Below are 26242 nucleotides of genomic sequence, written 5' to 3' on the forward strand. Positions count from 1 at the left end.
GTGGAACGACGGTGCGTGTCCTGGCGGTTCTGCGCGCCGCCGCCGAGGCGGAGGGGCCAATCTCCATCAAGAGTGTGGCCCAGGAGTTGGGGCTTGCCCAAAGCACGGTGCACCGGATGTTTGATCTCCTGGTGTCCGAGGACTTCCTTCGTCAGGACCCGCACACGCGCCGCTACGGCATTGGCGCGGAGTACTATCGCGTGGCGACGCTGGTGGCCAACAGCCATTCCTTCGGGGACTTTGCCGGGCCATCGCTGGAATGGCTGACGGAGAAGACAGGCGAGACCGCAGCGTTCGCTCTCTATCTGCACGGGACCGGCCGCATGGTGTTCACGGCGGTCTCCGACAGCCCCCACTCGTTGCGGTACCGGCTCGATGCCCGGCAGCGCTTCCCGATAGTTTGGGGCGCCTCGGGATTGGCCATCCTTGCCTTTCTGCCCGAGGACGAGCAGGCGGCTGTGATCGCTGCTGCGGAACCGTCTCCGGTGACGGGGGCCCTGATCGATCCGGCAGCGTTGCGTAAGCGTCTGCGCGGCATTCGCAAGGACGGCTGGGCCTGGTCGCAAAGCGAGAAGATTCCTGAGTCCGTGGGGATCGCCGCCCCGGTCATGTCGGCTGGGCGCGTCACCGGTTGTCTGGCGCTGACGATCCCCTCCTTCAGGTTCGATGCATCGATACTGCCGAAATACGGACGGCTGGTAGCAGACGCTGCCGAAGCGCTGAGCGTTCGGCCAGGAAAGGAAAGTGATGACTGAGAATGCGCGTACTGGTCCGCTGCAGGGCATACGGGTGCTGGATCTCACCCAGTTTCTGTCGGGCCCCTATGCAACCCAGATCCTCGCCGATCTCGGTGCCGAGGTCATCAAGGTCGAAAGTCCGCAGGGCGACCTTTCGCGCTCGGTCGCGCCGCACTTCGTCGAGGGCGACAGTCTCTACTACCACTCGATCAACCGATCGAAGCAATGCGTGGTGCTCGATCTGAAGACCGACAAGGGGAGGGAGGCACTGCGGCGCATGGCATGTGCGTCGGACATCGTCATCGAGAACTTTCGGCCGGGCGTAATCCGCCGTCTGGGACTTTCTGTAGAGGATCTGCGCGCCGAAGTGCCGTCCCTGATCTGGTGTTCGATATCCGGGTTTGGCCAGGACGGTCCATACCGGAACAAGCCGGCATACGACATGATCGTCCAGGCCCTGTCGGGGGGCATGTCGATGACCGGCGAAGCCGGCCGCCCTCCGGTCCGCGCAGGGATTCCGATTGGGGACCTCTCGGCCGGCATGTATGCGGTTATTGCCTGCCTGGCGGCGATAAACCGCCGGCATCTGAACGGCGACGGCGAGGTGATCGACATCTCGATGCTCGACTGCCAGGCGGCGATGCTGTGCTACCAGGGGGCCTACTATCTGAACTCCGGCATGATTCCGGGCCGGCAGGGAAGAGCGCACGATTCCATTCCTACCTACCGGTCCTTTACCACCGGTTCCGGCGAGGACATCGTCGTCACGGCGAACACCGAGAGGATGTGGAAGGGCCTGTGCGTCGCGCTGCAATTGAACGAGCTACCGAACGATCCTCGCTTTATCGACAACGGGGCGAGGCTGAAGAACAAGGAGGCGCTGTGGCCCATCCTCGAGGCGGCCTTCGCCAATCTCGATGTCGACGAAGCGGTTGGCCGGCTCGAGGCGCAGGAGGTCCCCGTTGGCGTCGTCAATACGCTGGACCGCGTCGCCAGCGACCCGCAGATCACCTATCGGAACATGGTCCTGACCATGGAGAACGACAGCGGCAGCTCGGTGCGCGTGATGGGCGATCCCATAAAGCTGAAGTCTTGTCCCGGTCCGTTGCCTTCGTTTCCGCGTCCGCTCGGCGAGGATACGGCGACCGTGCTGAGGCGCGTGCTGAACATGCCGGAAGATGAGATTGCCGAATTCCAGGCGGCAGTTCCCGGAAGACGCCGGGCGATGACGGAGGGCGTTTCAAATGAGTGACCTGATCCGGGTCGAGCGCGGAGGCCCGGCCCGCTGGATACGTCTGGGATCGGGGGACGGGAACTTCCTCGACCTGCCGGCCATTCAGGCACTGACCGATGCAGTGTCGGATCCGGCAACAGATGCGGAACGGCTGATCATCCTGGAGGGCTATGGCGCGCATTTCTCGTGCGGTCGTGCGCCGGGAGGGGGCTTCGGTGCCGATATCGACAGCCTGACACTGGCCGCGAAGGTCGCCAAACCGATTCTCGCACTCTACGCGGCGGTGCGGTCGTGCCGGCTTCCGGTCGTAGCGGCGGTACGTGGACGGGCGCTCGGCTTGGGCTGTGCCCTGGCCGTGTCGTGCGACCTGACCTGGGCTCAGGCCGGTTCGACGTTCAGCCTTCCGGAACTGGACAAGGACTTGCCGCCGACGCTTGCGCTCACCGCGCTGGTGCCGCGTGTCGGCGCGAAAGCAGCCGCCGAACTGGTCTTCAGCCGGCGCGAGATCGGCGCTGAGGAAGCGCGCATGATCGGCATCTGCGCACGCGTGCTGGAAAGAGATGACTTGGATGCCGAGCTGAATCTGCTTCAGCAGCGGATGGCGGGCAACTCGCTGCGCAGCCTGGCAACCGTCAAGGCGTATCTGGCCACAACCGCATTCGGCGCTCAGGAGCAGATGTCCGATATCGCCGCGGAACTGATATCGGCCTCGCTTGCGGAAAACCTGAAGGACCGCAGAGGGTGAGAGGCCGAAGTCGATCGGTCGGTCAGGGCCCGCCGGCCTGCGTGGTGGAAATCGCGGGACGGCCCGTCGTTCACCTCGATACCGGCGGCGACGGCCCGGTGCTGGTCCTGTGCCATGCACTGGCGCTCGATCACCGGATGTGGGCGGAGACGGCCCGCATTCTCGCGCCGCGCTTTCGGGTCATCGCCCCGGACCTGATGGGACACGGCCAGGATGAAGTGACGGTGCCGAAGGACATCGGCGAACTCGCCGATGATGTCGGGATGCTGCTTGATGCGAGGAACGTGGACCGGTTCCACCTGGCCGGAATCTCCATGGGGGGCGCCGTCGCGCAACATCTTGCGATCCGTGCTGAGGATCGCGTTGCCGGACTTGCCCTGATGGCGACGATGCCCAGGGGAGGTCCGGTGTTCGAGGATAGGGCAGTGGCGGCGGAGACCGACGGAATAGCGGCCCAGGTCGCCGGAACGCTCGCTCGTTGGTTCACGGCAGCGGAAATCGCTGCGGATCTGCCGGGCGTGCGCTACGCCCGGACGCAACTGCGATGCACGCCCGTTGCGCGTTGGGCATCTGCCTGGCGAGCGTTGGCACGCCACGACGCCACCGAAGGCCTTCGCTCGTTGCGTTGTTCCGTGACTTGCATTGGCGTGAGCGAAGACACGTCCTGCCCGCCCGCAGTGATCGAAGCGTTGCAGGCGTCGATACCCGGCGCCGGGCTTCGCATGTTGCAGGGAGCATCTCACCTCTTCCCGCTCACCAGGGCGCAGGAAACCGCCGGTCTGCTGGCGGATGCATTCGCGCAGTCCTGACATGAGCCGGGAGTGGGACTACATCATCGTCGGTGCGGGATCGGCCGGTTGCGTCCTTGCGGCGCGATTGAGTGAAGATCCGGACGTCCGGGTTCTCGTGGTGGAGGCCGGCGGCTGGGATCGGCATCCTCTCATCCATATGCCCCTCGGCTGGCCGCGGCTTCTTGCGGGACGGATCACCGACTGGGGATATGACACTGAGCCGGATGCGGCGATCGGCAAGGCGATGGAATGCGCGCGGGGAAAGGTCGTTGGAGGATCGTCCTCCACGAACGCCATGGCGTGGGTGAAAGGCCATCCCCTCGATTTCGACCGCTGGAGCGCGCAGGGGCTGCCCGGGTGGGATCATGCATCTTTGCTGCCCTACTTCAAACGGATCGAAACGTGGACCGGAAGTCCGTCCGATCGACGGGGCCGCGCCGGCCCGATCCGTGTGGAGCCGAACGGCTTTGAAGACCCGATCTGCGAAAGCTTCCGGGAGACGGTGGCGTCCGCCGGCTATCGGACCGGCAACGACTACAACGATACCGATACGGAGGGGTTCTCGCCCTGGCAGACGACGCGAAAGAATGGTCGGCGGGCTAGCGCGGCGCGCGCCTACCTGCATCCGGCCAGGGCCCGTCCAAACCTGACCGTCATGGTCAGGACCCACGTGGTGACCCTGCTGTGGAAAGGCAATCGGGCGGTCGGCGTCAGGTGTCGGCGGAATGGCCGGGAGATGGAACTGCTCGCGAGCCGGGAAGTCGTGCTCTGCGGCGGCGCGATCAATTCCCCGCAAACGCTGATGCTATCGGGTATCGGTCCTGCGGACCAGTTGCGTCGGCACGGCATAGCCTGCCGCGTCGACCTTCCGGGCGTCGGTTCGAATCTCCAGGATCACATCTCCTCTCCCGTGATCTGTGCTCGTTCGGATCGGGGGTCCCTGTTGCGAAACATGCGCCTTGATCGCCTGATGGCTTCATTGGCGCACTGGACCATTTCGGGGCGCGGCTTCGTAGGCCGGCTGCCTGTCGCGGACATGGGCTTCCTGAAGGTGCGCTCCCAGGCGCAGCAGCCCGACCTGCAGGTGATGATGATAGCCGGGGCCCTGAGCGCTGCTCCGTGGCTGCCGCCGTTCAGCAAGCCCTTTTCCGATGCGTTTGCGCTTCGCGCGATCGTTTTGCATCCGGCAAGTCGAGGACATGTCCGGCTGCGGTCGAGCAACCCGCTGGACCCGCCGATGATAACGCAGAATTTTCTGTCGGTTGCCGCTGATCGGCAGTTGCTCCGTGACGGCCTTCGGGAGCTCCTCGGCCTGACGAGCATTGCGCCACTGTCGAGGCATGTCGGTTCCATCCTCGGGCCGAAAGGTGCCGACGATGCGCAGCTCGATGCCCACATAGCGGCGACTGCCGTTTCGGTACATCATCCCGCAGGTACGTGCAGAATGGGCGGCGACAGCGACAACGAGCGTGTCGTGGATGGGACGCTGCGGGTGGTCGGGGTCGAGGGACTGCGGGTCGTGGACGCATCCGTCATGCCGGACCTGACCGGCGGCAACATAAATGCTCCCGTCATGATGATCGCCGAGAAGGCCGCGGATCTGATCGTCGGCCGACGTTGACTTCAGGGATTGGTGCCGGGCGGCGTCTGCTGCCGATCTTCCGATTGCTGCCGGAAGCTCATCCGGTAGTCCCGGGGAGATCGGCCCGTCACTTTCCGGAACGCGCGTGCGAAGTGAGCCGGGGCTGAATAGCCGAGATCGGCCGAGATCTGGGTGATCGAAACGTCTGTCTCCCTCAACAGCTCGGCGGCCCGTCTGGTCCGCACGGTCGATGTGATGTCCCGAAAGCTTGCCCCGCAGCGGTGCAGTTCGCGCTGCAGGCTCCTGACGCTTAAATCCAGTGTCCTAGCGACACTATCGACGGTCCCCCCGCCGGCAACGAGTTGATGGCGCACCTGCTCTGCAACAATTGCGGAAAAATCGGGATCGCGAAGACGCTCTCGGGATCCCGCGACGTCGCTCAAGGTCAAGAGGCGCCTGGTATCTGAGCGGTTCTTGGACAGCGACAGCTGGTGGGCATCGATGCAAACTGCCGGCGCGGCAGCATCGAACCATACCGGGCATTTGAACTGCTCCTCGTACTCCGATGGCCGGTTCGGCATTGGGAAGTCGAGCTCGACCCTCAGAGGACGCCAGTGGGCAGGAAGATATTCCCGACAAATGCTCAGCAAGATCCCGACGACACCGCAGGCGATATGCGGATACCCCTTCTGTCCCTTGGCCGCGCTGGGATAGCTGATACGTGCCACACCGTTGGCGACGTCGAGCCTCACGCTCTCGTCGCTGCTGTGAAACCGGCTGGCCCGGATCGCGCGCTCGATGACGCCGGCGAGCGTATCTGCGCCCAGCAGATAACTTCCCCAGCACCCGTAATTCCGGATCGACAGGTGCGGGGCGACGAGCAAGCCGAAATCCGGCTGCCGGGCATGGCGTTCGATCGCATGGACGAAGCGTGACAGGACGGCGAGCGGCATGAACGCATCAGGATCGCCGATGGCTTCAAGGTCGAGCTTCACCGCCGTGTTGGCCCGTCGCAGGGTCGGCTCTCCATAAAGGGACCTGACGAAATCCGGAACCCCGGCGAGGGCCGTTACCGAGATCACCGGAACCTTGCGATGCTGCACGAAACCCCCTCCCGACATGGCGTGAAATGGTTTGTTCGCGCTGGCATACTATGATCATCTTGACGCAAAGTGACTCCCCAAAGCGGGCGTTCACGGAATGCCGCGTGAGCCGTCAAAAGGAAGCCCCCGATGAACATTCTTCGAGCCAGGACCCTGTCTGGAGCGATCTGCGTTTCGATAATGATTGCCGGAATGGTGGCGACGACGGCGACGGCTCAGGAACCGGCCGACAGGAAGGCATACTTCGGCGAAACCCACGTTCACACCAGCTGGTCGTTTGACGCCTACATATTCGGCAACCACGTCACCGGCCCTGCCGATGCCTACAAGTACGCGAAGGGCGAACCGATCAAGCACCCCCTCGGCTACGATATCCAGATCACCACGCCGCTCGACTGGATGGGCGTCACCGATCACTCCGAATATGCCGGCGTGGTGCGGCTATCGAACGATCCCGAATCGCCGATCAGCAAGCTGGCGATCGCCAAGGAACTCCAGGTCCACGACGCCGCCGATATCCAGCGCATCTACCTGTGGCTCGGCACCAGCATGATCGAGGAGAAGCCGATCGCCGCGCTCGTGCAGCCGGAAGTCTCCGACACGGTATGGCAGGCCAACAACAAGGCGGCCGACGAGGCCAATGAGCCCGGCAAGTTCACGGCTTTCTGCTCCTACGAGTGGACGTCGACGCCCGACTACCGGAACATGCACCGCAACGTCTTCTTCAAGGATTGCGCAAAGGTGCCGGCGCGGCCGTTCAGTTCGCTCGAGAGCCAGACGCCGTCCGACCTGTGGGCCTGGATGGACGAGCAGCGGAAGGCGGGCATCGACCTGCTGGCGATTTCCCACAACGCCAACGTGTCCGGCGGGCTGATGTTTCCCACCGAAGTCGACTTCCAGGGGCGCCCGATCGACAAGGCCTGGGCCGAGGCGCGCGACCGCAACGAGCGGCTGACCGAGATCAAGCAGATCAAGGGGGCTTCCGAAACCCACCCGCTGCTGTCGCCCAACGACGAGTTCGCCAACTACGAGATCCTGAATTTCCTGCTCGGCAATCCCGAGGACGCCTTCATCACCATCGGCGGCAGCTTCGTCCGCCAGGCGCTGAAGGACGGCATCGCGATGCAGCAGGCGAAGGGCTACAATCCCTTCAAGACCGGGATCGTCGGCGGTTCCGACTCGCACAATACGGGTGTTCCCTACCGCCAGGAGAATTTCTACGGCGGTCATGCCCGTCTCGACGGCACCATGAAGGAGCGCATGGCGGGTCACAACTTCACCGGGCTGGACGTGCGATTGGAGAACCCGGCGGGCCTGACCGGGCTCTGGGCCGACGAGAATACGCGCGCCTCCCTGTTCGAAGCGATGCAGCGCAAGGAGACGTTCGCCACCAGCGGACCCCGCATGCAGTTGCGCTTTTTCGGCGGCTGGAACTTCGACGGCGGCATGCTCCGGAACGACGACTGGGTTAAGCTTGCCTACAGCAGCGCCGTGCCCATGGGCGCAGACCTGCCGGCACCGCCCGCCGTGACGCGTTCGGGCGAATCGGTGCCGCGGTTCGTCGTGTGGGCGCTCAAGGATCCTTCGGCGGCCAATCTCGACCGGATCCAGATCGTCAAGGGCTGGTCGAAGGATGGTCAGAGCTTCGAAAAGGTCTACGACGTCGTCTGGTCGGGCGATCGCGAGCCCGACGTGTTCGGCAAGGTGCCGGCAATCCAGTCGACCGTCGATCTCGTCAGCGCCACCTACGATGACACGACAGGCAAGACGGAGTTGATCGGCTACTGGTCCGATCCGGACTTCGACCCCTCGCTCGACGCCTTCTACTACGCCCGCGCCCTGGCGATCCCGACGCCGCGCTGGACCACGATCCAGGCCAGGGAACTGGGCGTCCCACCGCCGGAGATGGTTCCGGCGACCGTTCAGGAGCGCGCCTGGTCCTCGCCGATCTGGTACACCCCGACCGCCGATGAACGTGCCAAGGCGGTGGCCGGGCGCACCGTCGACGATCTCGAGAAGCAGGGCGCGGTCGCCCTCAACGACGACGAACTCAAGTCGCTTGTCACGGGCAAGTACCTCTGGCTGAAGAACGCCGTGACCGGCGGACTGATGAAGACGCGCTGGACCAGCGACGGCTTGCTGCTGATCATGAATGTCGATCCCCGCATTCCCCAGCCCTCGGAGTTCGGTGACCTTCCGTCACACTCCTATCTCGGCAACCCGAACAGCGCCTATTCCATCGCCGACGGGAAGCTCGTCACGAATTTCGGCAACAGGGATTACACCTACAAGGTCTACAAGCCGTCCGGACACGGCGACGACAAGGGCGGCGTCGGACTCATCTTCGCGCGCAGCAACGAGTTCGGGTACGCCAATTACGAGGTCGTCGAGCCGCCGGTATTCCTGGGCACGGAGGTGACCGGAGCAACAGTGCCGGAATAGTCGGACCACGATGATGTCGGGCCGGATCCGCAAACTGGTGCAACTTGTCCTGCCGGCGACGCTGCTGGCCGGCAGCTCCGGCTCGGCCGTTGCGTGCATAATCTGTCTTTCGGCCGTCTCCGTGACCATCGGTCAGAAGCTCGATGCCGCGGACGTCGTCGTGCTGGCCGAGCCGGCTCGCGGCAGTCAGGGGTTTCGCATAGTTGCGGAGTTGAAGGGCGACGGACCCGTGGGGACCTATGTCGAAGGCGCGTCCGACCCGGCGCGTTGGACTGTGACGCAGGGTGGCACGTTCCTGCTGGCCCGAAACTCGCAGTCGGGTCGATGGACGGATCTGGGCCCGGTCGGCACGGAACATGCCGATTGGCTGCGCCGTTTCCTGACGACCGTCGACGGACCATCGAACGCCACCCGGCTGTCCTGGCCGCTGTCCAGTACGGCCCAGGCTGCGCCCGACACGACCAACTGGCCGGCGCGCATCGCCGTCGTCGAGCGGCAGCTCGAAAGTGCCGATCCGCTCGTCGCCGAGATCGCCTTCGGCGAGCTGGCGCGCGCGCCGTACGACGTCATGCGGACGCTCAAGCCGGTGCTGGACGTGGAGAAGCTGCGCAACTGGACAAGTGACCCGTCATTGGCGCAGCGCCGGGACGCCTATCTCCTGCTTCTCGGGATCGCCGGCAATGCGCAGGATGCCGCGGCGATCGATCGGCAGCTGATCGACGCCTCGGCCGCACACGATGCTACCAATCTGGCTGCTCTGCTCGCTGCGGACCTGGAATTGAGAGGGCCCGATCGGGTCGCCTGGATCGAGGAGACCTATCTTGCCGACCCGGGCCGGAGCCTGCCGGAAATAGAAGCAGCGCTGCTGGCGCTCAGCGTTCACGGCAACGCAAACCGGAGAATCCCGCGTCAGCGTGTCGTCGACGCCTATCGCGGGTTCATCCGCAACCGGCCGCCCATGGCCGGGTTCGTGGTTGGGGATCTTGGCGAGTGGCGCAATTGGGATGCCGTGCCGGAACTGATCGATGCCCTGGAGTCGGACGCCGTCAGAGATCCGGCGGGGCGATTTGCGATCATCGCCTACCTGAAGGACAGCCCGGTCGCCCAGGCTCACGCAGCAGCGACATCGGCGCGGCAGCTGAACTAGGAAGGGCAACGTGATGCAAACGGTTCCGTTTGCGATCGGCAGCCGTCCGTCGCTCGCCAGGTCCCATGCAAGGAGAATGCGAGACGCGCGCTTGACATCGGACGACCTCCTCCATGTGCCCGCTATCGCCTTCGGCCGACGGATAGGTCTTGACCCGGTATTGCCGCGTCCGAAAGATCCCATCTGGCTCCGAACCGCTCTGGATTGAGGAATCAAAAATTGAGCAGCCTCGCAGAGCGAAGACCCGCGCGGGGGGTCCCGGCTGGGCAGCCTGCGGATCGCGATACTCCCACTCGGGCCCGTCGGATCGTACGCGTCCTGCGGGAGCCGCTGTTCCAGTTCCTGGCAGCGGGCGCGCTCCTTTTCGCAGTTTACTCCGTCGTCGTCCCGCAGGACCCATCGCCGCCATCTGCCGACCCGCTGAGGATCGAGCTGACGGAAGATGATTTGCGCCAGATTGCCCTGGTTTTGCTCGCACAGGGACGTGCGGTCCCCCAACCCGATCAAATGCGCGAACTGGCGAAGCAGGAGGCAACCCAGCGCATCCTGGTACGCGAAGCGATGGCCCTCGGTCTCGACCAGGACGACGAGATCATCGAGCGGAGACTCGCCCAGAAAATGGACTTCCTGCTTGCCGATCTGGCCGAACTCGAGGAGCCGTCGGAGTCGGAGTTGCGCGCCTGGTACGCCGACAATACCGGGCGGTTCGCCATGCCGCCGCGGGTCAGCTTCCGCCATCTCTATTTTTCGCAGGACAAGCGTGGCCTCGATGGCGCCCGGATGGATGCCGAGGCGTTGCTCCCCTCGTTGGCTGGAACGTCCGCGGACGATCCGCAGCTCTCCGCTCGGGCGGATCGTTTCATGTTCCGCGACTACTACGGCGGCCGCAGTCCGGTGGAGATAGCCAAGGAGTTCGGTCCTGCCTTCGCCGAGGAACTGTTCAAGCTGACGCCGGACCGATGGCAGGGGCCGATTCGCTCCGGCTACGGCTGGCATCTCGTCTGGATAGACACACTCGAACCGGCTCGTCCCGCGGACTTCGACACGATCGCGGACACCGTCCGCTCCGCCTGGCTCGACGAGCGCTATCGAGAGATCCGCGAGCGCGCTTACGAGGAGATGCTGTCGCGCTACACCATCGTCATCCCCGATCCGCAGACAGTGGACTTTACCACCGTTCGTCCACCGTCTGGGAGTGCAACAGGGGAACCGGTCCGATAATGGCCGCGCGGATCGCAGCCCGTGTCCTCGCGCTGCTTGCGCCGGTCGTGTTCCTGGCGGCGGCGCTGACAGGTTCGGCTTCGGCACATGATGTGCGTCCCGCCTATTTGCAGATCGATAGCATAGGTCCGGAACGCTACGCTGTGTTCTGGCGCACGCCACTGTTGTCGGGCGCCCAGCTCCCGGTCGCACTGGCGCTGCCGGACAATGCGACGATGCTCACGCAGCCGAGCGTTCAGACATTGCCCGGCTCCCGCATCGAACGCAGCGCCTTCGAGATTCCGGGCGGCCTCGCTGGAAAGCGGATTCGTTTTCCGGGGCTTGAAGCCACGATTACCGACGTTCTCGTGCGCATCGACGACGGTCGCGGCGCCTCCGCGACGTCGCTGGTGCGGCCGTCCCGCCCGTGGTTGGAGGTTCATGCCGATCAGGGCACGTTGGGCGTCGCGCTGACCTATCTCGTGCAGGGGATCGAGCACATCCTCTACGGCCTCGACCATCTGCTGTTCGTCGCTTCGCTGATGTTGATTGTGCGTGACTGGCGGGTCCTGGTCCAGACGATCACCGCCTTCACCATCGCCCACTCCGTCACGCTGGCGCTGGCCACCTTCGGTCTGGTGACTTTGCCCCCGGCCCCTGTCGAGGCGATGATCGCCTTGAGCATCCTGCTCGTTGCCGCCGAGGCGGTCCGGATGGAGCGCGGCGAGAAAAGCCTGACGATCACCTGGCCGTGGATCGTCGCATTTGGATTCGGCCTGCTGCATGGATTCGGGTTCGCCGGAGCAATGGTCGGTCTCGGCCTGCCCCAGGGCGATGTCCCGCTCGCATTGTTTGCGTTCAACGTCGGAGTCGAAATCGGCCAGCTGGTGTTCATAGCCGCGCTCCTGCTGGTCGGATACTCGGCGCGGCTGATCTTCGCGCTGGGAAAATCCGTTCGGACGGCTGCCGCCTACGGTATCGGGTGCGTCGCCGCGTTCTGGGTTGTGGAGCGGCTGGATGCGATATTCTCATGAGGGGATTCCAATGACACGTGCGCGTTGCGGCATCATCGGCTTCGCTGTTTGCTTGGCAGCGATAATCGTGGCGGCTCCCGTGCTGGGACACACGGAAACGGGGGGCGCCGGTGGTTTCTCGAGCGGCTTCCTGCATCCCGTGCTCGGACCCGATCACGTCATCGCCATGATCGCCGTCGGCCTGTGGGGCGTTTTCCTGGGAGCGCCGGCAATATGGGTTCTGCCGATCGTTTTTCCGCTCATCATGGCGCTCGGCGGGGCCTTCGGCATGATCGAGGTGCCTCTGCCGGCAGTCGAAACGGGGATCGCGCTCTCGGCTGTCGTCCTCGGCATCTGCGTCGCGCTCGCGCTGAAGCCGCCGCTGTGGGCGGCAGCCTTGATCGTCGGCATTTTCGCGGTCTTTCATGGCTATGCGCACGGAACCGAAATGCCGGTTGCCTCCGACGCGGTGTCCTATGCGCTCGGCTTCGTGGTGGCCACCGGTCTTCTCCATCTTTGCGGGATCGCGTTCGGCGGCCTCGCCAAATGGCCGGTCGGCCGAATCGCCGTGCGGACCGCCGGGGTACTGATCGCGTTCGCCGGCGGAGCGTTCCTGACGGGAATGGCGTGAACAGGCGCATCGTATTCGCCCTCACCGGAACTCTCTTGTGGCTGGTTCCCGGGACCGCATTGGCGCACGGCGCTCTGGAGGGGCTGGGGGATTTCTATGCGGGGCTGCTGCATCCGTTTGTCGTCCCCTCTGAACTGCTCGCCGTCGTCGCGACTGCTCTGCTGCTCGGCCGGGGCGGCCGCGCCGCATGCAGAGCGGGAACTGTGGTCCTCGCCGTCGGCGTCGCCACCGGGCTGGTCCTGTCGGCGGCGCTGCCTCAGCCGCCGGATGCGACGCCTCTGTTGCTCGCGACCGCCCTGGCGGCTGCCGGCGCGGTCACCGCGGGTTTGCGCGCCCCACTCTGGCTGGCCGTCGGTGTCGCGGCCGTTTGCGGGCTGGCAGTGGGGACAGACGCGGTTCCGGAGGCGGGCGCCGCTGCCGGCCGTCTGTGGAGCGCCGTCGCGACGGTGATCGGTTGCGTTGCCTTGGCAACGGTGATTGCCGGACTGACCCTCGGTGCGCACTTGCACTGGCATCGCGTCGCCGCGCGGGTGGCCGGTTCTTGGATTTCCGCGTGCGCCTTTCTCTACTTTGCCATGCTGCTGGTTCAGCACTGGGCGCTCTGGACGGCCGGCGGTGCCGTCGGGAATTCGGGGAGCGGCGGATGATGCGAATTGAGCGCAGGTGCGGTCAGCCTCGCAAGATGAGGCGTTTTGACGTGGAACAGCGTGTCGGGTGAGCGCGGGGCAGTCCCGTCGTGCCTGCCTCCTAGTGCACCTCCAGCACCAGCGTTGCCCAGCCGTCGAGCACGATGCGGAACATCGGCACGCAGCCGCGCGCGCGCCAGGCGGCCTCGACCTCGCGGCGCTGGGTGGTGAGCAGGCCGGACAGGATGACCACCGTGCCCCGCGCCATCAGCGGACGGATCGCCGGGGCGAGCGCCACCAGCGGCTTTGCGAGGATGTTGGCCAGCACGAGGTCGTAGGGCGCTCCCGACTTGACGGCCTGCGCCCCGACGCCGTCCGCCGTCACCGCCCGCACCAGCGCGGCGACGCCGTTCTTGGCGGCATTCTCCCGGGTCAGCGCAACGGCGATCGGGTCGATGTCGGTGGCCGCGACCGGCACCCGCAGGAGCTTTGCAGCCGCGATCGCCAGGACGCCGGTGCCGCAGCCGACATCAAGCGGGCGGGTGAACCGGCCGCGCCTGGAAAGCCGGTCGAGCGCCGTCAGGCAGCCGAGCGTCGTGCCGTGGTGGCCGGTGCCGAAGGCCTGGCCGGCCTCGATCTCGATCGGTATGGCGTTGGCCGGGATGCGCGCCTTGTCGTGGTGGCCGAACACGGCGAAGCGGCCGGCGAAGACGGGCGGCAGCGCCTCCAGGCTGTCCTTGACCCAGTTGCGGTCGGCCAGCGCCTCGCAGACGATCCGGCGGTTCGCCGCCGGCCTGCCCGTCGCCCGCTCGAGGATCGCGCGAATGGCGGCTTCCTCGGGTTCGTCGGTGTAGAATGCCTCGGCGAACCAGCCCTTGTCGGTCTCGATCATGCCGACGGCGCTGGTCTCGGGGAACAGGGCGTAGCCGAGCGCGTCCGAGATCGCGTCGGCCTCGGCCTCGTCGTCGGCTTGTATGCGTACGCGGTAGATGGCCGGTCTCCCTGGTGCTGGTTTCGAGGTGCGGGGTTTCGTGCGGGCCCGATTGCCCGTATGCACCCGAATATCGCTATTCACGATGCGTTGCCACGGCCGTTTTCGTGCGCCGGTGCATCAGGTGGCAGACTGGACCGGGCAGGGCGGTGAGGGAATGGAACAGGGGCGCTCCACGGCTGCCGCCACGGGCCCGGTCCGCGCCTGCTGGCGGCGCTACGGTCCCGCCGCCATCGTTGCGGCCGCTGCGGTGTCGCTGGTCCTCGGCCTGCTGCTGCCGAGCCTCGAGTTCCATCGCTTCTTCCTGCTGCCGGAGCGCCATTCGCTGCTCGGGGTCGTCGTTGCGCTGCTCGAGGAGCGGGAATACTTCCTCGGCCTGGTGCTCGGCGCCTTCTCGATCGTCTTTCCGGCCCTGAAGCTCGTCGTGCTGGCGCGGCTCGCCGCCGGCAGGATCGCCGGCAGGGGAATGCCGGCGACGGCGGTCCGCCTCGCCGCCCTGTTCGGGCGCTGGTCGATGCTGGACGTGCTGGTGATCGCGCTGGTGGTGTTCGCCGTCAAGCGCTCCGGCCTCGCCGACGCCACCGCCCTGCCGGGCATCTGGTTCTTCGCGCTGGCCGCGATCCTCTCGATCGTCGCCGCCCGCCTGCTGGAGACGCGGGGCAGGGCGGCGATCTGAACGCCTCCTGCAAACGAAAAAGGCCGCCCGAAGGGGGCGGCCTCGAAATCTCGTTGCGAACCGGCGCGGCTCAGCGCGAGTAGAATTCGATGACCAGGTTCGGCTCCATCATCACCGGATAGGGCACTTCCGCCAGTTCCGGGACGCGGACGTAGGTGGCGGTCATCTTCTTGTGGTCGACGTCGATATACTCCGGCACGTCGCGCTCGGAGCTGTCGATGGCCTCGAGTATCAGCGCCATGTCCTTCGACTTGTCGCGGATCTCGATGACGTCGCCGACCGAGCAGCGGAAGCTCGGGATGTTGACGCGGCGGCCGTTCACCTTGACGTGGCCGTGGCCGACGAGCTGGCGGGCGGCGAAGACGGTCGGCACGAACTTGGCGCGGTAGACGACCGCGTCGAGGCGGCGCTCCAGCAGGCCGATCAGGTTGGCGTTGGCGTCGCCGCGCATCCGGGTCGCTTCGTCGTAGATGCGGCGGAACTGCTTTTCGGTGATGTTGCCGTAGTAGCCCTTGAGCTTCTGCTTGGCCTTGAGCTGCAGGCCGAAGTCGGAGGTCTTGGTGCGGCGCCGCTGGCCGTGTTCGCCGGGGCCGTATTCGCGCCGGTTGACCGGGCTCTTCGGGCGGCCCCAGATGTTCTGCCCCATGCGGCGGTCAAGCTTGTGCTTGGCCTGGATGCGCTTCGTCATCGTACGTAACCTTTGTTTCGCCTATGCGGGTTCAGTTCGAGTATGACCCGCTCCTCCTCTGCCGCTCGCACGGCTGACAGGCACCAAGGCCACGCCGCCAAAACCGGCGGAAACCCCGAATGCCACGGAAGCGGAATGCAATACGCGGACCCAACGGCCCGCGCAGGCAGCTAGATATAACCGGCAGGTTGCAATGTCAAACGGCGCCCCGGTCAGACGGCGCCGCGCCCGGTCGCGCCGGCGGCCGGCTCCCAATGGGCCGGACCCGTCAGGCCGAACCGGCCCATCAGCGCTTCCATCGCGCCCGGATCGGCCGGCCTGCCCGTGAACACCGCTTCGCCGGGCCCGGCCGTCGCCCCGACCGGCATTCCGGCAAGCAGGCTCGTCACCCGCCGGGCGATCGCCGGGGCGGGGTCGATCCAGGTCACCGGCCACGGCGCCAGGCGCCGGAGACGGTCGAGAACGAGCGGATAGTGCGTGCAGCCGAGCACCACGACGTCGGTGCGCCGGCCCGGCTCCTCCACGAACACCGGCGCGATCTCGGCGCCGATCGCCGCGTCGTCCACCGCTTCGCCGCGCATCGCGGCTTCGGCCAGGGCGGCAAGCCCGGTCGCGCCGATCAGCGTGACCCGCGCGTTCGAGGCGTAGCTTTCGATCAGCGCGCGCGTGTAGTCGCGCTTCACGGTGCCGGGCGTCGCCAGCACGCTGATCAGCCCCGACCGCGTCTGCTCGGCGGCCGGCTTGATCGCCGGCACCGTGCCGACGAAGGGAAAATCGTGGCTCGCCCTGAGGTAGGGCAGCACCAGCGTCGAGGCCGTGTTGCAGGCGATCACCGCCACGTCGGGCGGCCGCACGGCGACGATCCTCTCGAACACCGCCAGCACCCGGCGCACCACCTCGCCGTCCTGCCGGCCGCCATAGGGAAAGCCGGCCGTGTCGGCGACATAGGCGATGTCGGCGTCCGGACGCGCCTTGCGCACCTCCGTGAGCACCGACAGGCCGCCGAGGCCGGAATCGAAGACGACGATGCGGGGCATGTCCTGGGTGACCGTCACATCTCCGGACGGCGCCGGCTCGCCGGCAGGCGAGTCCGTGCCGCTGCCCCGACCCGATCGCAGGGAATTCTGGCGAAATCGGGCCCCCGATCAACCGATCGCTCACTCATCGGCGGGTTTTGCCCGCCGCTGCTTCAGCTCCGACAGCGCCCGGATCACGCCGCGCAGCGAGCGCACCTCCTGGTCGGTCAGCGCCGCCTTCAGGAAGATCGTCCGCAGGTTGCGCACCATGACCGGCCGCTTTTCCGGCGGATACAGGAAGCCGGCCGCATCCAGTTCCCCTTCCAGGTGCTCGAACAGCCGCTCGACGTCGGCCTTCGCCGCCAGCGGCGGCAGCTCGGCGCGCGGCCGCCCGCCGGTCCCGCCGCGGGTCCGGAACCACTCGTAGCCGCTCAGCAGCACCGACTGGGCGAGGTTGAGCGAGGCGAATTCGGGCGCGGTCGGGAAGGTGATGATGGCGTCCGCCAGCGCCACGTCGTCGTTGTCGAGCCCCGACCGCTCGGCGCCGAACAGGATGCCGGCCGACTCGCCGGCATCGACGCGCTCGGCCAGGCGCACGGCTGCCGACTCGGCGGTCAGGATCGGCTTCGACATCTCGCGCGGCCGCGCCGTCGTCGCCAGCACCAGGCCGAGGTCGGCGACGGCCTCAGCGGTCGACCCGTATACCGTCGCCTCGTCGACCACCCAGTCGGCGCCGGACGCGGCGGCGCGCGCCTTGTCGCTGGGCCAGCCGTCGCGTGGCTTGACGAGGCGCAGCTCGCGCAGCCCGAAATTGGCCATGGCGCGGGCGACCATGCCGATGTTCTCGCCGAGTTGCGGCGCGACGAGGATGACTTTCGGGGCGGGGGAGCGAGTTGCTGTGGACGTCATTGGCGGTCTTCGGCTGGATTGCACAGCCCGTAGCCCGGATGGAGCGGCAGCGCAATCCGCGGCGACCCGGCGGCCGGTTCCCTGAGGCCTCCCGTGCCTTGGTTCAGCCTGTAGCCCGGATGGAGCGGCAGCGTAATCCGGGACCGTCGGGCCGCATGCGCCCGCACGGCGGGCGGCAGGCGCTCGCGATCCGACCAACGTCGGCTTCAAACTCTCCAAGCGGAGTGCTATAGGGGCCGCGACATCGATGCCGGCGTCGCGGCTTGCGCTCGCGCCGGCTCTCCATTCCTTTCGCAGACACCCATTCAAGAGGCGCAGTTCATGGCGAAGATCAAGGTCGATAATCCGGTCGTCGAGCTCGACGGCGACGAGATGACCCGCATCATCTGGCAGCTTATCAAGGACAAGCTGATCCACCCCTATCTCGACATCGACCTGAAGTACTACGACCTCGGGATCGAGTACCGCGACGAGACCGACGACCAGGTGACGGTCGACGCCGCCGAGGCGATCAAGCAGTACGGCGTCGGCGTCAAGTGCGCCACCATCACGCCGGACGAGGCGCGCGTCGAGGAATTCGGCCTGAAGCGCATGTACCGCTCGCCGAACGGCACGATCCGCAACATCCTCGGCGGCGTCATCTTCCGCGAGCCGATCATCTGCAACAACGTGCCCCGGCTGGTGCCCGGCTGGACTCAGCCGATCATCATCGGACGCCATGCCTTCGGCGACCAGTACCGCGCCACCGACTTCCTGTTCCCGGGCAAGGGCAAGCTGACGATCCGGTTCGTCGGCGATGACGGCGAAACGATCGAGCGCGAGGTGTTCGACGCGCCGGGCTCCGGCGTCGCCATGGCGATGTACAACCTCGACGATTCGATCCGCGACTTCGCCCGCGCCTCGATGAACTACGCGCTGAACCGCGGCTACCCGCTCTACCTGTCCACCAAGAACACGATCCTGAAGGCCTATGACGGGCGCTTCAAGGACCTGTTCCAGGAGATCTTCGACGCCGAGTTCGCCGACAAGTACAAGGCCAAGGGCATCACCTACGAGCACCGGCTGATCGACGACATGGTCGCCGCGGCGATGAAGTGGTCGGGCGGCTATGTCTGGGCCTGCAAGAACTACGACGGCGACGTGCAGTCCGACACCGTCGCGCAGGGCTTCGGCTCTCTGGGTCTGATGACGTCGGTGCTGATGACGCCGGACGGCAGGACGGTCGAGGCGGAAGCCGCCCACGGCACCGTCACCCGTCACTACCGGCAGCATCAGGCCGGCAACGAGACCTCGACCAACTCGATCGCGTCGATCTTCGCCTGGACCCGCGGCCTCGCCCATCGCGCCAAGCTGGACGGCAACGACGAGCTGGCGAAGTTCGCCCGGACGCTGGAGACCGTCTGCATCGACACCGTCGAGTCCGGGTTCATGACGAAGGATCTGGCGCTGCTGGTCGGCCCGGATCAGAAGTGGCTGACCACCACCGGCTTCCTCGACAAGGTCGACGAGAACCTGCAGGCGGCGATGGACTGACGCCGCCGTCTCGCGGCGACACCCCCGGGGGCGCGGTTTTCCGCGCCCCTTTTTCTTGCCCGTCCGGCGGCGTTTGCGCCTTGCGCTTCGCGCAGGCCCGGATTGCGGGCAATATGGGCGGCATCTGAATCGCGGCAGCAGGGATATTGCGCCTTGGAAGATCAGCTCTGGCTCCATGACGCGCTCGTCTTCCTGATCGTCGCGGGCGTCGTCGTCCCGATCTTCCACCGCTTCCGGCTCGGCACCGTGCTCGGCTTCATCGTCGCCGGCGTCGTCGTCGGGCCGTTCGGATTCGGCCGCCTGCAGTTCGACGTGCCGCTGATCAGCCACCTGGTCATCGGCGAACCCGAGCAGGTGGAGCCCTTCGCCGAGTTCGGCGTCGTCTTCCTGCTGTTCGTGCTCGGCCTCGAGCTGTCCTTTGCCCGGCTCTGGGAAATGAAGCGCTACGTGCTGGGTGTCGGCACCTTCCAGGTGGTGCTGACCATGATGCTGGTGGCCGTGGCGGCCGCCCTTCTGGGGCAGCCGGGGCCGGTCGCCATCGTCGTCGGGCTGGCGCTGGCGCTGTCGTCGACGGCGATCGTCATGCAGCTGCTGGTCGAGGAGCGCCGGCTCGCGTCCCCCACCGGACGGGTGTCGCTGTCGGTCCTGCTGATGCAGGACCTGATGGTCGTTCCCGCCCTGATCATCGTGTCGCTGATGTCGGACCCCGACGGCGATATCCTCCGTGAGGTCGGCATCGCGCTCGTCGAGGCCGCCGTGGCGGTGACGGCGATCCTGCTGCTCGGCCGCTTCGTGCTTCGGCCGCTGCTGCGCCAGGCGGCGCTGACTGGTAGCCGGGAACTGATCATGGCGATCGTGCTGCTGGCGGTCGTCGCCGCGGCGATCGGCACCGACGCGGCCGGCCTGTCGGCGGAGCTCGGCGCCTTTCTCGCCGGCCTGCTGCTGGCGGAGAGCGAGTACCGCCACCAGATCGAGGTCGATCTGGACCCCTTCAAGGGGCTGCTGCTGGGCCTGTTCTTCACCACGGTCGGCATGAGCATAGATCTTGCGGTGGTCGCCGACCTGATCCTGTGGATCGTGCCGGCGGTGCTCGGCCTTGTGGCGCTGAAGGCTGCCGTCACCTTCGTCTCCGCCCGCATGTTCGGCGTGCCGCTGGCGACCGCCGCGGAGGCGGCCATACTATTGTCGCAGGCCGGCGAATTCGGTTTCGTGGTGTTTGCCCTCGCCCGCTCCGACGGCCTGCTGCCCGCAGGCACCAGCCAGTTCCTGATCGTCGTGGTCAGCCTGACCATGGCGATGACGCCGCTGCTCGCCCGCATGAGCCGGACCGTGGGGCGGCGTCTCGAGACCGTCGAGAACGACGCGATCACGCCCGGCCGCGAGCCGCTGGCGCTTGACGGTCATGTCGTCATCGGCGGCTTCGGGCGCGTCGGGCGGACCATCGCCCGGGTGCTGGAGGCGGAGAACGTTCCCTACGTCGCGCTCGACCAGGATGCCCGGCTCGTCGGCCAGGAGCGCAAGGCCGGCCGGCTGATATACTTCGGCGATGCCGGCCGCGAGGAGATCCTCGACAGGGCCGGCGCCGACAGGGCGCGCGCCTTCATCGTGACCGTTGATTCGCCGCACAATGCCGAACTGATGGTGCGGGCCGCCTGCAGGCGGCGCCCCAACGCCCCGGTCTACGCCCGCGCCCGCGATGCCGACCATGCCAGGGCCCTCCGCCGGCTCGGTGCCGAGGCGGTCGTGCCGGAGGCGGTCGAGGGCAGCCTGCAGCTTGCCGGCCGCGTCCTGGCCGGCCTCGGCTACCCGGACGACGCGGTCTCGCGGCGCGTCGAGCAGGAGCGCGAGCAGGAACTCCTCAAGCTCGAGGCCGAGGAGGGCTGAATGCCGGGAGGCGGACAGTGATCGGCTGGTTTGCCGCGATCTTCGCCTCCGGACGGACGCGCGGCAGGGGGCGGCACGCCGCTGCGGTCGCCAGGACGCCCCGCAAGGCGGCCTACGACATCATCGAGGAGGGACCGACCGACCGGCTTCTGCCGAAGCTCGTCGACGCGGCGCTGATCGTGCTGATCTGCGTCAACGTCGCCGCCGTCTGCTTCGAGACCGTGCCCGCGCTCGATGCCGAGTACCACCGCCTGTTCGCCGTCATCGAGCTGGTCTCGGTGGCGATCTTCACCATCGAGTACGTCGTGCGGCTCTGGGTGGCACCGGAGCACATGCCGTATTCGGCGATGCCGCCCGGCAGGGCGCGGCTGAAATACGCGCTGACGCCCTACGCGCTCATCGATCTCCTGGCGATCCTGCCTTTCTACCTGTCCTTCATCGTGCCGGTGGACCTGCGCCTCCTGCGCGTCTTCCGGCTGGTGCGGTTCTTCAAGCTGGCCCGTTATTCGACCGGCCTGCGCAGCCTGGTGCGCGCCGTCAGGACGGAATGGCGGGCGCTGGCCGCCAGCCTGATCATCATGGCCGGGATGGTGCTGGTGGCCGCCGCCGTCATGTACGCGGTGGAGCGCAACGCCCAGCCCGATGCGTTCGGCTCGATCCCGCAGGCGCTGTGGTGGGCGGTGGTGACGCTGACCACGGTCGGCTACGGCGACGTCGTGCCGCTGACCCCCGGTGGCCGCGTCCTCGGTGGCGTCATCATGCTGTTCGGCCTGGCGATGTTCGCGCTGCCGCTCGGCATCGTGGCGACTGCCTTCGTCCAGGAGGTGCACCGCCGCGAGTTCGTGGTGAACTGGGGCATGGTCGCCCGGGTGCCGCTGTTTGCGACGCTCAACGCCTCCGAGATCGCCGAGATCATGAACCTGCTGAAGGCGCGCACGCTGCCTCCGGGCAGCACCGTGGTGCGGCGCGGCGAGGTCGCCGAGGCGATGTATTTCATCGCCAGCGGCGAGGTCCAGCTCGACCTGAAGGACTCCACCGTCAGGCTCGGCGCCGGCGATTTCTTCGGCGAGATTGCGGTCCTGAAGAAGTCGCGCCGCTCCGCCACCGTCGTCGCCGTCACCCGCGTCAACCTGCTGGTGCTGTCGGCCGACGACTTCCACGTCCTGCTGGAGCGCAACCCCGACATCGGCCAACGCATCCGCAAGATCGCCGATGCGCGGCTCGGCCGGGAGCGCGTCGTGCGCGGCGGCGACATCATCGCCGAGGAGCTCGGCGCCGGGCCGGAGGAGCCCGGCGGCTGATCTGCAGGGGCGCCGGCGCAAGCGCCATTGCTACCGGGCGGCGGCGGTCCGGCTTGCCGGGGCGGCGCAGTCGAGCCGGCGCAGCGCCCGCGCCACGTTGGCGCGCTTCTTCGTCTTGTAGACGACGTCCGGCACCCGCTTGCCGGTCCTCTTCAGCGCCTTCAGGATCTTGCCGACGCCGGTTGCTTCGCAGCCCTCGACCGAGCGGATCGCGGTGAACACGCCGGCAATGTGGGGGGCGGCCATCGAGGTGCCCTGGAATCCCTCGTAGCGCTTGCCGGGAACCGACGACAGGATCTCGCGCGGGAAGTCCGCGTCCACCGGGTACCGGTAGTCGCCGCCGGGCGCCAGCAGGTCGAGCAGCTTGCCGGTGTTGGAATAGCTGGCGATGCGCTCCGGCTCGGCGGCCGTCGCCTTGGTTGTGGCGCCGACAGTCACCGCCGCGCGGATGCACGCCGGCCAGACGACGGCGTTGATGTAGCCTTCGTTGCCCGACGAGATCACCGTCGCGATGCCGGCCTTGCGCAGCCGCTTGATGACCTGCGAGATCGGCGGAATGGCGTCGCTGCAATCGCCGAATTCGGGAGCGAGGCCGCCGATGCTCATGTTGATCGCCTCCAGCGGCACCTCGAACTCGGCGCGGTTCGTGTACAGCCAGTCGAGCGCGGCGAGGATGTCGTCGCCCGAGGCGCTGATGTCCGGATCCTCCTCGTCCTCGTCCTCGTCCTTCTGGAACACCTGCACGGCGATGATGCGGGACTGGTAGGCGACGCCCTTCTTGGGTCCGCCGGCGGCCCGGTCCGTGTTGAAGCCGGCGGCGATGCCGGCGACGTGGGTGCCGTGGTCGCAGCCGTCGTCGTAGTCCATCGGGCAGTTGCCGCCCGACTTGCCGCCGATCTGCACCGGTCCGCCGTTCGGGCAGAAGCTGAGCTCGGGGTTGGCATAGCCCGAGAAGCAGGCCTGCGCGATGATCCGCTTCGGCTTCAGGAACGGGTGGTGCAGGTTGACGCCGGTATCGACGATCGCCACCGCGTGGCCGCCGCCGCGCGCCTTCGTCGGAGCCTTCCACGCCCGGGGCATTTGGATCAGCGCCGTCGACTGGTCGAGCCGGGGATAGACCTTCCGGTCGAGGCTGATGCTGTCGACCCGCGGCTCGGCCTCGAGCCGCTCCAGTTCGGCCTCGCCGACGGTTGCGGCGAAGGCGGCGATGCTCGTCATTCTCCGGATGGCGTAAGGTGTCCCGCCGGCGGTCGTCGCCCGGACGGTCCCGAAGGCGCGGGCGATGACGTCCGTCTGCAGGCTGGCGATCGCCGCCCGGGTGGCGGGTGCATTCGGACGGCCCGCTTCGGGGCGCGGCGGGGCGAGGCCGACGATGACGCGGACGCTGTCGCGCGTGCGCAGCGCCGCGGCCGGCGACGGCGCCTGCGCCGGTGCGGCGACCTCGAGGCCGTCGCGGGTGAGGGCGGTCTGTGCGTTGGCGGCGCCCCCGCATGCCAGCACGGCGGAAACGGCGGCGGCTGCGAACGCGGCGAAGGTGGTCGGCAGGTGCATTGGGTCCCCCATGGTCAGGATGGCGGGGCAGGGTGGGGCCCCGGACGACTGGCGCCGGACGACTGGCCCCGGATGACTGGCCCGGATGACTGGCCTCTATGGCCCGCCCGGCAGCCGGTGCGACGGGGGCCGGCGCAGGGCTGTCCGGCATCCGCCGGTACACGCGCGCCGGCTGCCCGCGAGCGCCGACCTTAGCGGCCTGCCGGCGGCGGATGCAAGGCCGGGCTGCCTCGTGGCCGGCGGCATCGGACCGGCTGAAAGAACCCGTTCGTCGCCGGGCCGCGCGGGCCTATCATCGTCGCCTGATTCGCGGGGGCAGCGACCAATGGCAGGATCATGAGCGGCACCGCCGATCCGCTTCGGCGCCGGGTCTACGCGATCCTCGAGCGCGAGGATCCCGACGACCGGGTGGCGCGCGCCGTCTACCGGATCATCGTCGCCGTGATCGTCATCAACGTGGTGACGGCGATCCTCTATACCGACCGCAAGCTGTCCTGGCTGTTTCCCGCCGACTTCCGGGTCATCGAGGCGGTGTCGCTGATCGTGTTCGGCGTCGAGTACGTGGCGCGGCTGTGGGCCTGCGTGGAAAGCCCGCACTACCGCGGCATGTCGCCGTGGCGGGCGCGGATGCGCTACGTCGTCACCCCCGCCGCACTGATCGACCTGATCGCGCTGGTGCCGTTCTTCGTCGTCCACGTCGCCGGCACCGACATGCGGGCGCTGGCGATGCTGCGGCTGCTGCGCTTCCTCAAGCTCGCCCGCTATTCGCCCGGCCTGTCGTCGCTGGTCGAGGCGATCCGCGCCGAGCGCCACGGCCTCGTCGCCTGCTTCGTGGTGCTGTGCGGCGGCATCGTCATCGCCGCCTCGGCGATGTACGCGGCCGAGGGCGCGGTGCAGCCCGACAAGTTCGGCTCGATCCCCGAGGCGATGTGGTGGGCGGTCGCCACCATCACCACGGTCGGCTACGGCGACGTCGTGCCGGTCACCTCGATCGGCCAGATCATCGGCGGCTTCACCATGATCGCCGGCATCCTCATGCTGGCGCTGCCGGTCGGCATCTTCGCCACCGCCTTCATCGAGGTGATCCGGCGGCGCGCCTTCGTCGTCACCTGGGGCATGGTCGCGCGGCTGCCGGCCTTCTCGACGCTGGATGCCGCGACGCTCGCCGACATCGTGCCGAAGCTCAGGGCCAAGGCCGTCGAGGCGGGCGAGATCGTCGTGCCGCGCGGCCAGGTGCCGCGGGCGATCTTCTTCGTCGTCTCGGGCAAGGTGTCGATCGACCACCGCGGCGAGATCACCGAGCTGGCTCACGGCGAGCATTTCGGCGAGGTGCATGCCCGCAACCTCGACCAGATCGACGCGCGCGTGCGCGCCATCGAGGCGACGCAGCTTTTGGTGCTGGCCGGCGACGACATCGACGCCGTCTCCGCCGCCAGCCCCGAGCTCGCCGCCCGCCTGGCCGGCGTCTCGACCTTCACCGTCGTCTGACCGCCGGCAGTGCCGGGCCCCGCTATCCCGCCGCGCGGCGGGTCAGCGAGAACTGGCGGCCGTCCTGGGCGGTGCACATCATCTGCACGGCCGAGGCGACGGCGCAGGTCACCGTGCTGGTCGTCTGCCGCACCACCGAGTGCATCGAGATCGACACCGTCTGCGGCGCCGTCATCCGGTAGCTGCCGTTGGCGAGGATCTCGCCGGTGGAGATCATCGATGTGGTGAAGGTACCGCCGGCAAACCGCGACACCGAGGCGCCGTCGGCGCCGATCCATTCGCCCTCGATGCTCATCGGCTGGGGCTGGCCGGGCGGGCCGACATAGGTGCCCCTGTCCGCACAGCCGGCGATCCCGGCGGCCAGTGCGGCGAGTGTCCCGCCGACGGCAATCGTACGCGCGCGCCTCATCTGCAATTCTCCTCTTCCTGCGGCCGTATCGGCCGCGCCCGGCCCGACCATGCCGCAAAATTGACCCCAATCGGTAAACGTCCCCGGATCTCCACCCGGGCGCGCCCGCATCCGGCGTCGCCGTCCCGGCCCTTCACCGGGATCCTCCCCGGCGGACCGTACAACTCGCCCGAACGCGCGTCGCGACAGGCCAGCAGAGCCCGTCCCGAAACGCCGGACACCAACGCGCGGCCCGCCCCCTCGTTCCCGCGGCCACGATGGCGATCTCGGCGATGGTGAGTTCGGAGGCTTCGTAAAGCTGGCGCACCAGCGCCAGCCGGTCCTCGGCCAGGCGGGGCATGGGGTGAGCTCCGGTGTTCCAGGCGGGAAGGTGGTCTTCGTGTGCTCTGGCAGTCGCCGCAAGCACCCACCTCTCCCCGGCGGGGAGAGAGCCTGCCCCGGACCTGATCCGGGGTCGACGCGAAGCGAGCGGGTGAGGGGGCGTCGAGGAATGCGGCTGTCGCCCGAACCCCTCACCCGGCACCTCCGGTGCCGACCTCTCCCCA

Annotated in this window: 23 protein-coding genes; 16 read left to right on the top strand and 7 right to left on the bottom strand. The window is 67.4% G+C overall.

Annotation, left to right across the window (positions count from 1 at the left end):
- Positions 1-11 precede the first annotated feature (11 nt).
- Genes V3328_RS22435 through V3328_RS22455 form a run of 5 tightly spaced genes read left to right on the top strand, consistent with a single transcriptional unit; the run spans position 12 to position 5128 of the window.
- A complete protein-coding gene (locus tag V3328_RS22435) occupies positions 12-755 on the top strand; it encodes an IclR family transcriptional regulator (RefSeq protein ID WP_340331963.1) in 744 nt (247 codons plus the stop codon).
- Entirely contained in the window at positions 748-1989 is a 1242-nt protein-coding gene (locus V3328_RS22440) for a CaiB/BaiF CoA transferase family protein (RefSeq protein WP_340331964.1), read from the top strand. The genes V3328_RS22435 and V3328_RS22440 overlap by 8 nt, the downstream gene beginning before the upstream one ends.
- Entirely contained in the window at positions 1982-2716 is a 735-nt protein-coding gene (locus tag V3328_RS22445) for an enoyl-CoA hydratase/isomerase family protein (RefSeq protein WP_340331965.1), read from the top strand. Before V3328_RS22440 ends, V3328_RS22445 begins: the two co-directional genes overlap by 8 nt.
- Positions 2717-2760: 44 nt before the next feature.
- On the top strand, positions 2761-3525 hold the full coding sequence (locus V3328_RS22450; RefSeq protein WP_340331966.1) for an alpha/beta fold hydrolase: 765 nt from the start codon (positions 2761-2763) through the stop codon (positions 3523-3525).
- 1 nt (position 3526) lies between these two features.
- A complete protein-coding gene (locus tag V3328_RS22455) occupies positions 3527-5128 on the top strand; it encodes a GMC family oxidoreductase (RefSeq protein WP_340331967.1) in 1602 nt (533 codons plus the stop codon).
- A gap of 2 nt (positions 5129-5130) precedes the next feature.
- On the opposite strand, the gene V3328_RS22460 is transcribed toward V3328_RS22455, so the two are convergent.
- Positions 5131-6192, bottom strand: a complete 1062-nt coding sequence (locus tag V3328_RS22460; RefSeq protein ID WP_340331968.1) for an AraC family transcriptional regulator — start codon at positions 6190-6192, stop codon at positions 5131-5133.
- A gap of 180 nt (positions 6193-6372) precedes the next feature.
- Between V3328_RS22460 and V3328_RS22465 the strand changes: the two genes are divergently transcribed.
- From V3328_RS22465 to V3328_RS22490, 6 genes are all read left to right on the top strand, one after another.
- Positions 6373-8634: a DUF3604 domain-containing protein gene (locus V3328_RS22465; protein WP_378758861.1), complete on the top strand. Its 2262-nt coding sequence runs from the start codon at positions 6373-6375 to the stop codon at positions 8632-8634.
- Positions 8635-8671: 37 nt separating this feature from the next.
- Positions 8672-9781 carry a hypothetical protein gene (locus V3328_RS22470; RefSeq protein WP_340331969.1) on the top strand — a complete coding sequence of 370 codons (1110 nt, stop codon included), beginning with the start codon at positions 8672-8674 and terminating at the stop codon, positions 9779-9781.
- Positions 9782-10288: 507 nt separating this feature from the next.
- Complete coding sequence (locus V3328_RS22475; RefSeq protein ID WP_340331970.1) at positions 10289-11002, top strand: peptidyl-prolyl cis-trans isomerase; 714 nt, start codon at positions 10289-10291, stop codon at positions 11000-11002.
- Positions 11002-12015: a HupE/UreJ family protein gene (locus V3328_RS22480; protein ID WP_340331971.1), complete on the top strand. Its 1014-nt coding sequence runs from the start codon at positions 11002-11004 to the stop codon at positions 12013-12015. The genes V3328_RS22475 and V3328_RS22480 overlap by 1 nt, the downstream gene beginning before the upstream one ends.
- 10 nt (positions 12016-12025) lie before the next feature.
- Positions 12026-12625 (top strand): HupE/UreJ family protein, encoded by a 600-nt coding sequence (locus tag V3328_RS22485; RefSeq protein ID WP_340331972.1) that lies wholly within the window; start codon positions 12026-12028, stop codon positions 12623-12625.
- Positions 12622-13272, top strand: a complete 651-nt coding sequence (locus tag V3328_RS22490; protein ID WP_340331973.1) for a HupE/UreJ family protein — start codon at positions 12622-12624, stop codon at positions 13270-13272. Before V3328_RS22485 ends, V3328_RS22490 begins: the two co-directional genes overlap by 4 nt.
- A 100-nt stretch (positions 13273-13372) precedes the next feature.
- Here V3328_RS22490 and V3328_RS22495 read toward each other — a convergent pair whose 3' ends face one another.
- Positions 13373-14308: a 50S ribosomal protein L11 methyltransferase gene (locus V3328_RS22495; protein ID WP_340331974.1), complete on the bottom strand. Its 936-nt coding sequence runs from the start codon at positions 14306-14308 to the stop codon at positions 13373-13375.
- A 58-nt stretch (positions 14309-14366) separates the two neighbouring features.
- Here V3328_RS22495 and V3328_RS22500 point away from each other — a divergent pair, with 58 nt between their 5' ends.
- Complete coding sequence (locus V3328_RS22500; protein ID WP_340331975.1) at positions 14367-14918, top strand: paraquat-inducible protein A; 552 nt, start codon at positions 14367-14369, stop codon at positions 14916-14918.
- Between the two features lie 70 nt (positions 14919-14988).
- Here V3328_RS22500 and rpsD read toward each other — a convergent pair whose 3' ends face one another.
- From rpsD to V3328_RS22515, 3 genes are all read right to left on the bottom strand, one after another.
- On the bottom strand, positions 14989-15606 hold the full coding sequence (gene rpsD, locus V3328_RS22505) for a 30S ribosomal protein S4 (RefSeq protein WP_340331976.1): 618 nt from the start codon (positions 15604-15606) through the stop codon (positions 14989-14991).
- Between the two features lie 212 nt (positions 15607-15818).
- Positions 15819-16643, bottom strand: a complete 825-nt coding sequence (gene murI / locus V3328_RS22510; protein ID WP_340332132.1) for a glutamate racemase — start codon at positions 16641-16643, stop codon at positions 15819-15821.
- 120 nt (positions 16644-16763) lie between these two features.
- Entirely contained in the window at positions 16764-17531 is a 768-nt protein-coding gene (locus V3328_RS22515; protein WP_340331977.1) for an RNA methyltransferase, read from the bottom strand.
- Between the two features lie 321 nt (positions 17532-17852).
- Here V3328_RS22515 and V3328_RS22520 point away from each other — a divergent pair, with 321 nt between their 5' ends.
- From V3328_RS22520 to V3328_RS22530, 3 genes are all read left to right on the top strand, one after another.
- Complete coding sequence (locus V3328_RS22520; RefSeq protein ID WP_340331978.1) at positions 17853-19064, top strand: NADP-dependent isocitrate dehydrogenase; 1212 nt, start codon at positions 17853-17855, stop codon at positions 19062-19064.
- A gap of 153 nt (positions 19065-19217) precedes the next feature.
- The gene (locus tag V3328_RS22525; protein WP_340331979.1) at positions 19218-20948 is read left to right on the top strand and encodes a cation:proton antiporter domain-containing protein; all 1731 of its coding nucleotides are present in this window, start codon (positions 19218-19220) and stop codon (positions 20946-20948) included.
- Positions 20949-20965: 17 nt separating this feature from the next.
- Positions 20966-22249, top strand: coding sequence for a cyclic nucleotide-gated ion channel (locus V3328_RS22530; RefSeq protein ID WP_340331980.1), 1284 nt, complete (start codon positions 20966-20968; stop codon positions 22247-22249).
- A gap of 30 nt (positions 22250-22279) precedes the next feature.
- Here the strand turns inward: V3328_RS22530 and V3328_RS22535 are convergent, their stop codons facing one another.
- Positions 22280-23800: a S8 family peptidase gene (locus V3328_RS22535; protein WP_340331981.1), complete on the bottom strand. Its 1521-nt coding sequence runs from the start codon at positions 23798-23800 to the stop codon at positions 22280-22282.
- 336 nt (positions 23801-24136) lie between these two features.
- On the opposite strand from V3328_RS22535, the gene V3328_RS22540 reads away from it, so the two are divergent.
- Entirely contained in the window at positions 24137-25288 is a 1152-nt protein-coding gene (locus V3328_RS22540) for a cyclic nucleotide-gated ion channel (RefSeq protein WP_340331982.1), read from the top strand.
- A gap of 22 nt (positions 25289-25310) precedes the next feature.
- Here V3328_RS22540 and omp10 read toward each other — a convergent pair whose 3' ends face one another.
- Positions 25311-25697 (bottom strand): outer membrane lipoprotein Omp10, encoded by a 387-nt coding sequence (gene omp10, locus V3328_RS22545; protein ID WP_340331983.1) that lies wholly within the window; start codon positions 25695-25697, stop codon positions 25311-25313.
- Positions 25698-26242: the final 545 nt, after the last annotated feature.

The organism is Microbaculum marinum, assembly GCF_037855135.1.
Taxonomy (GTDB): Bacteria; Pseudomonadota; Alphaproteobacteria; order Rhizobiales; family Tepidamorphaceae; genus Microbaculum; species Microbaculum marinum.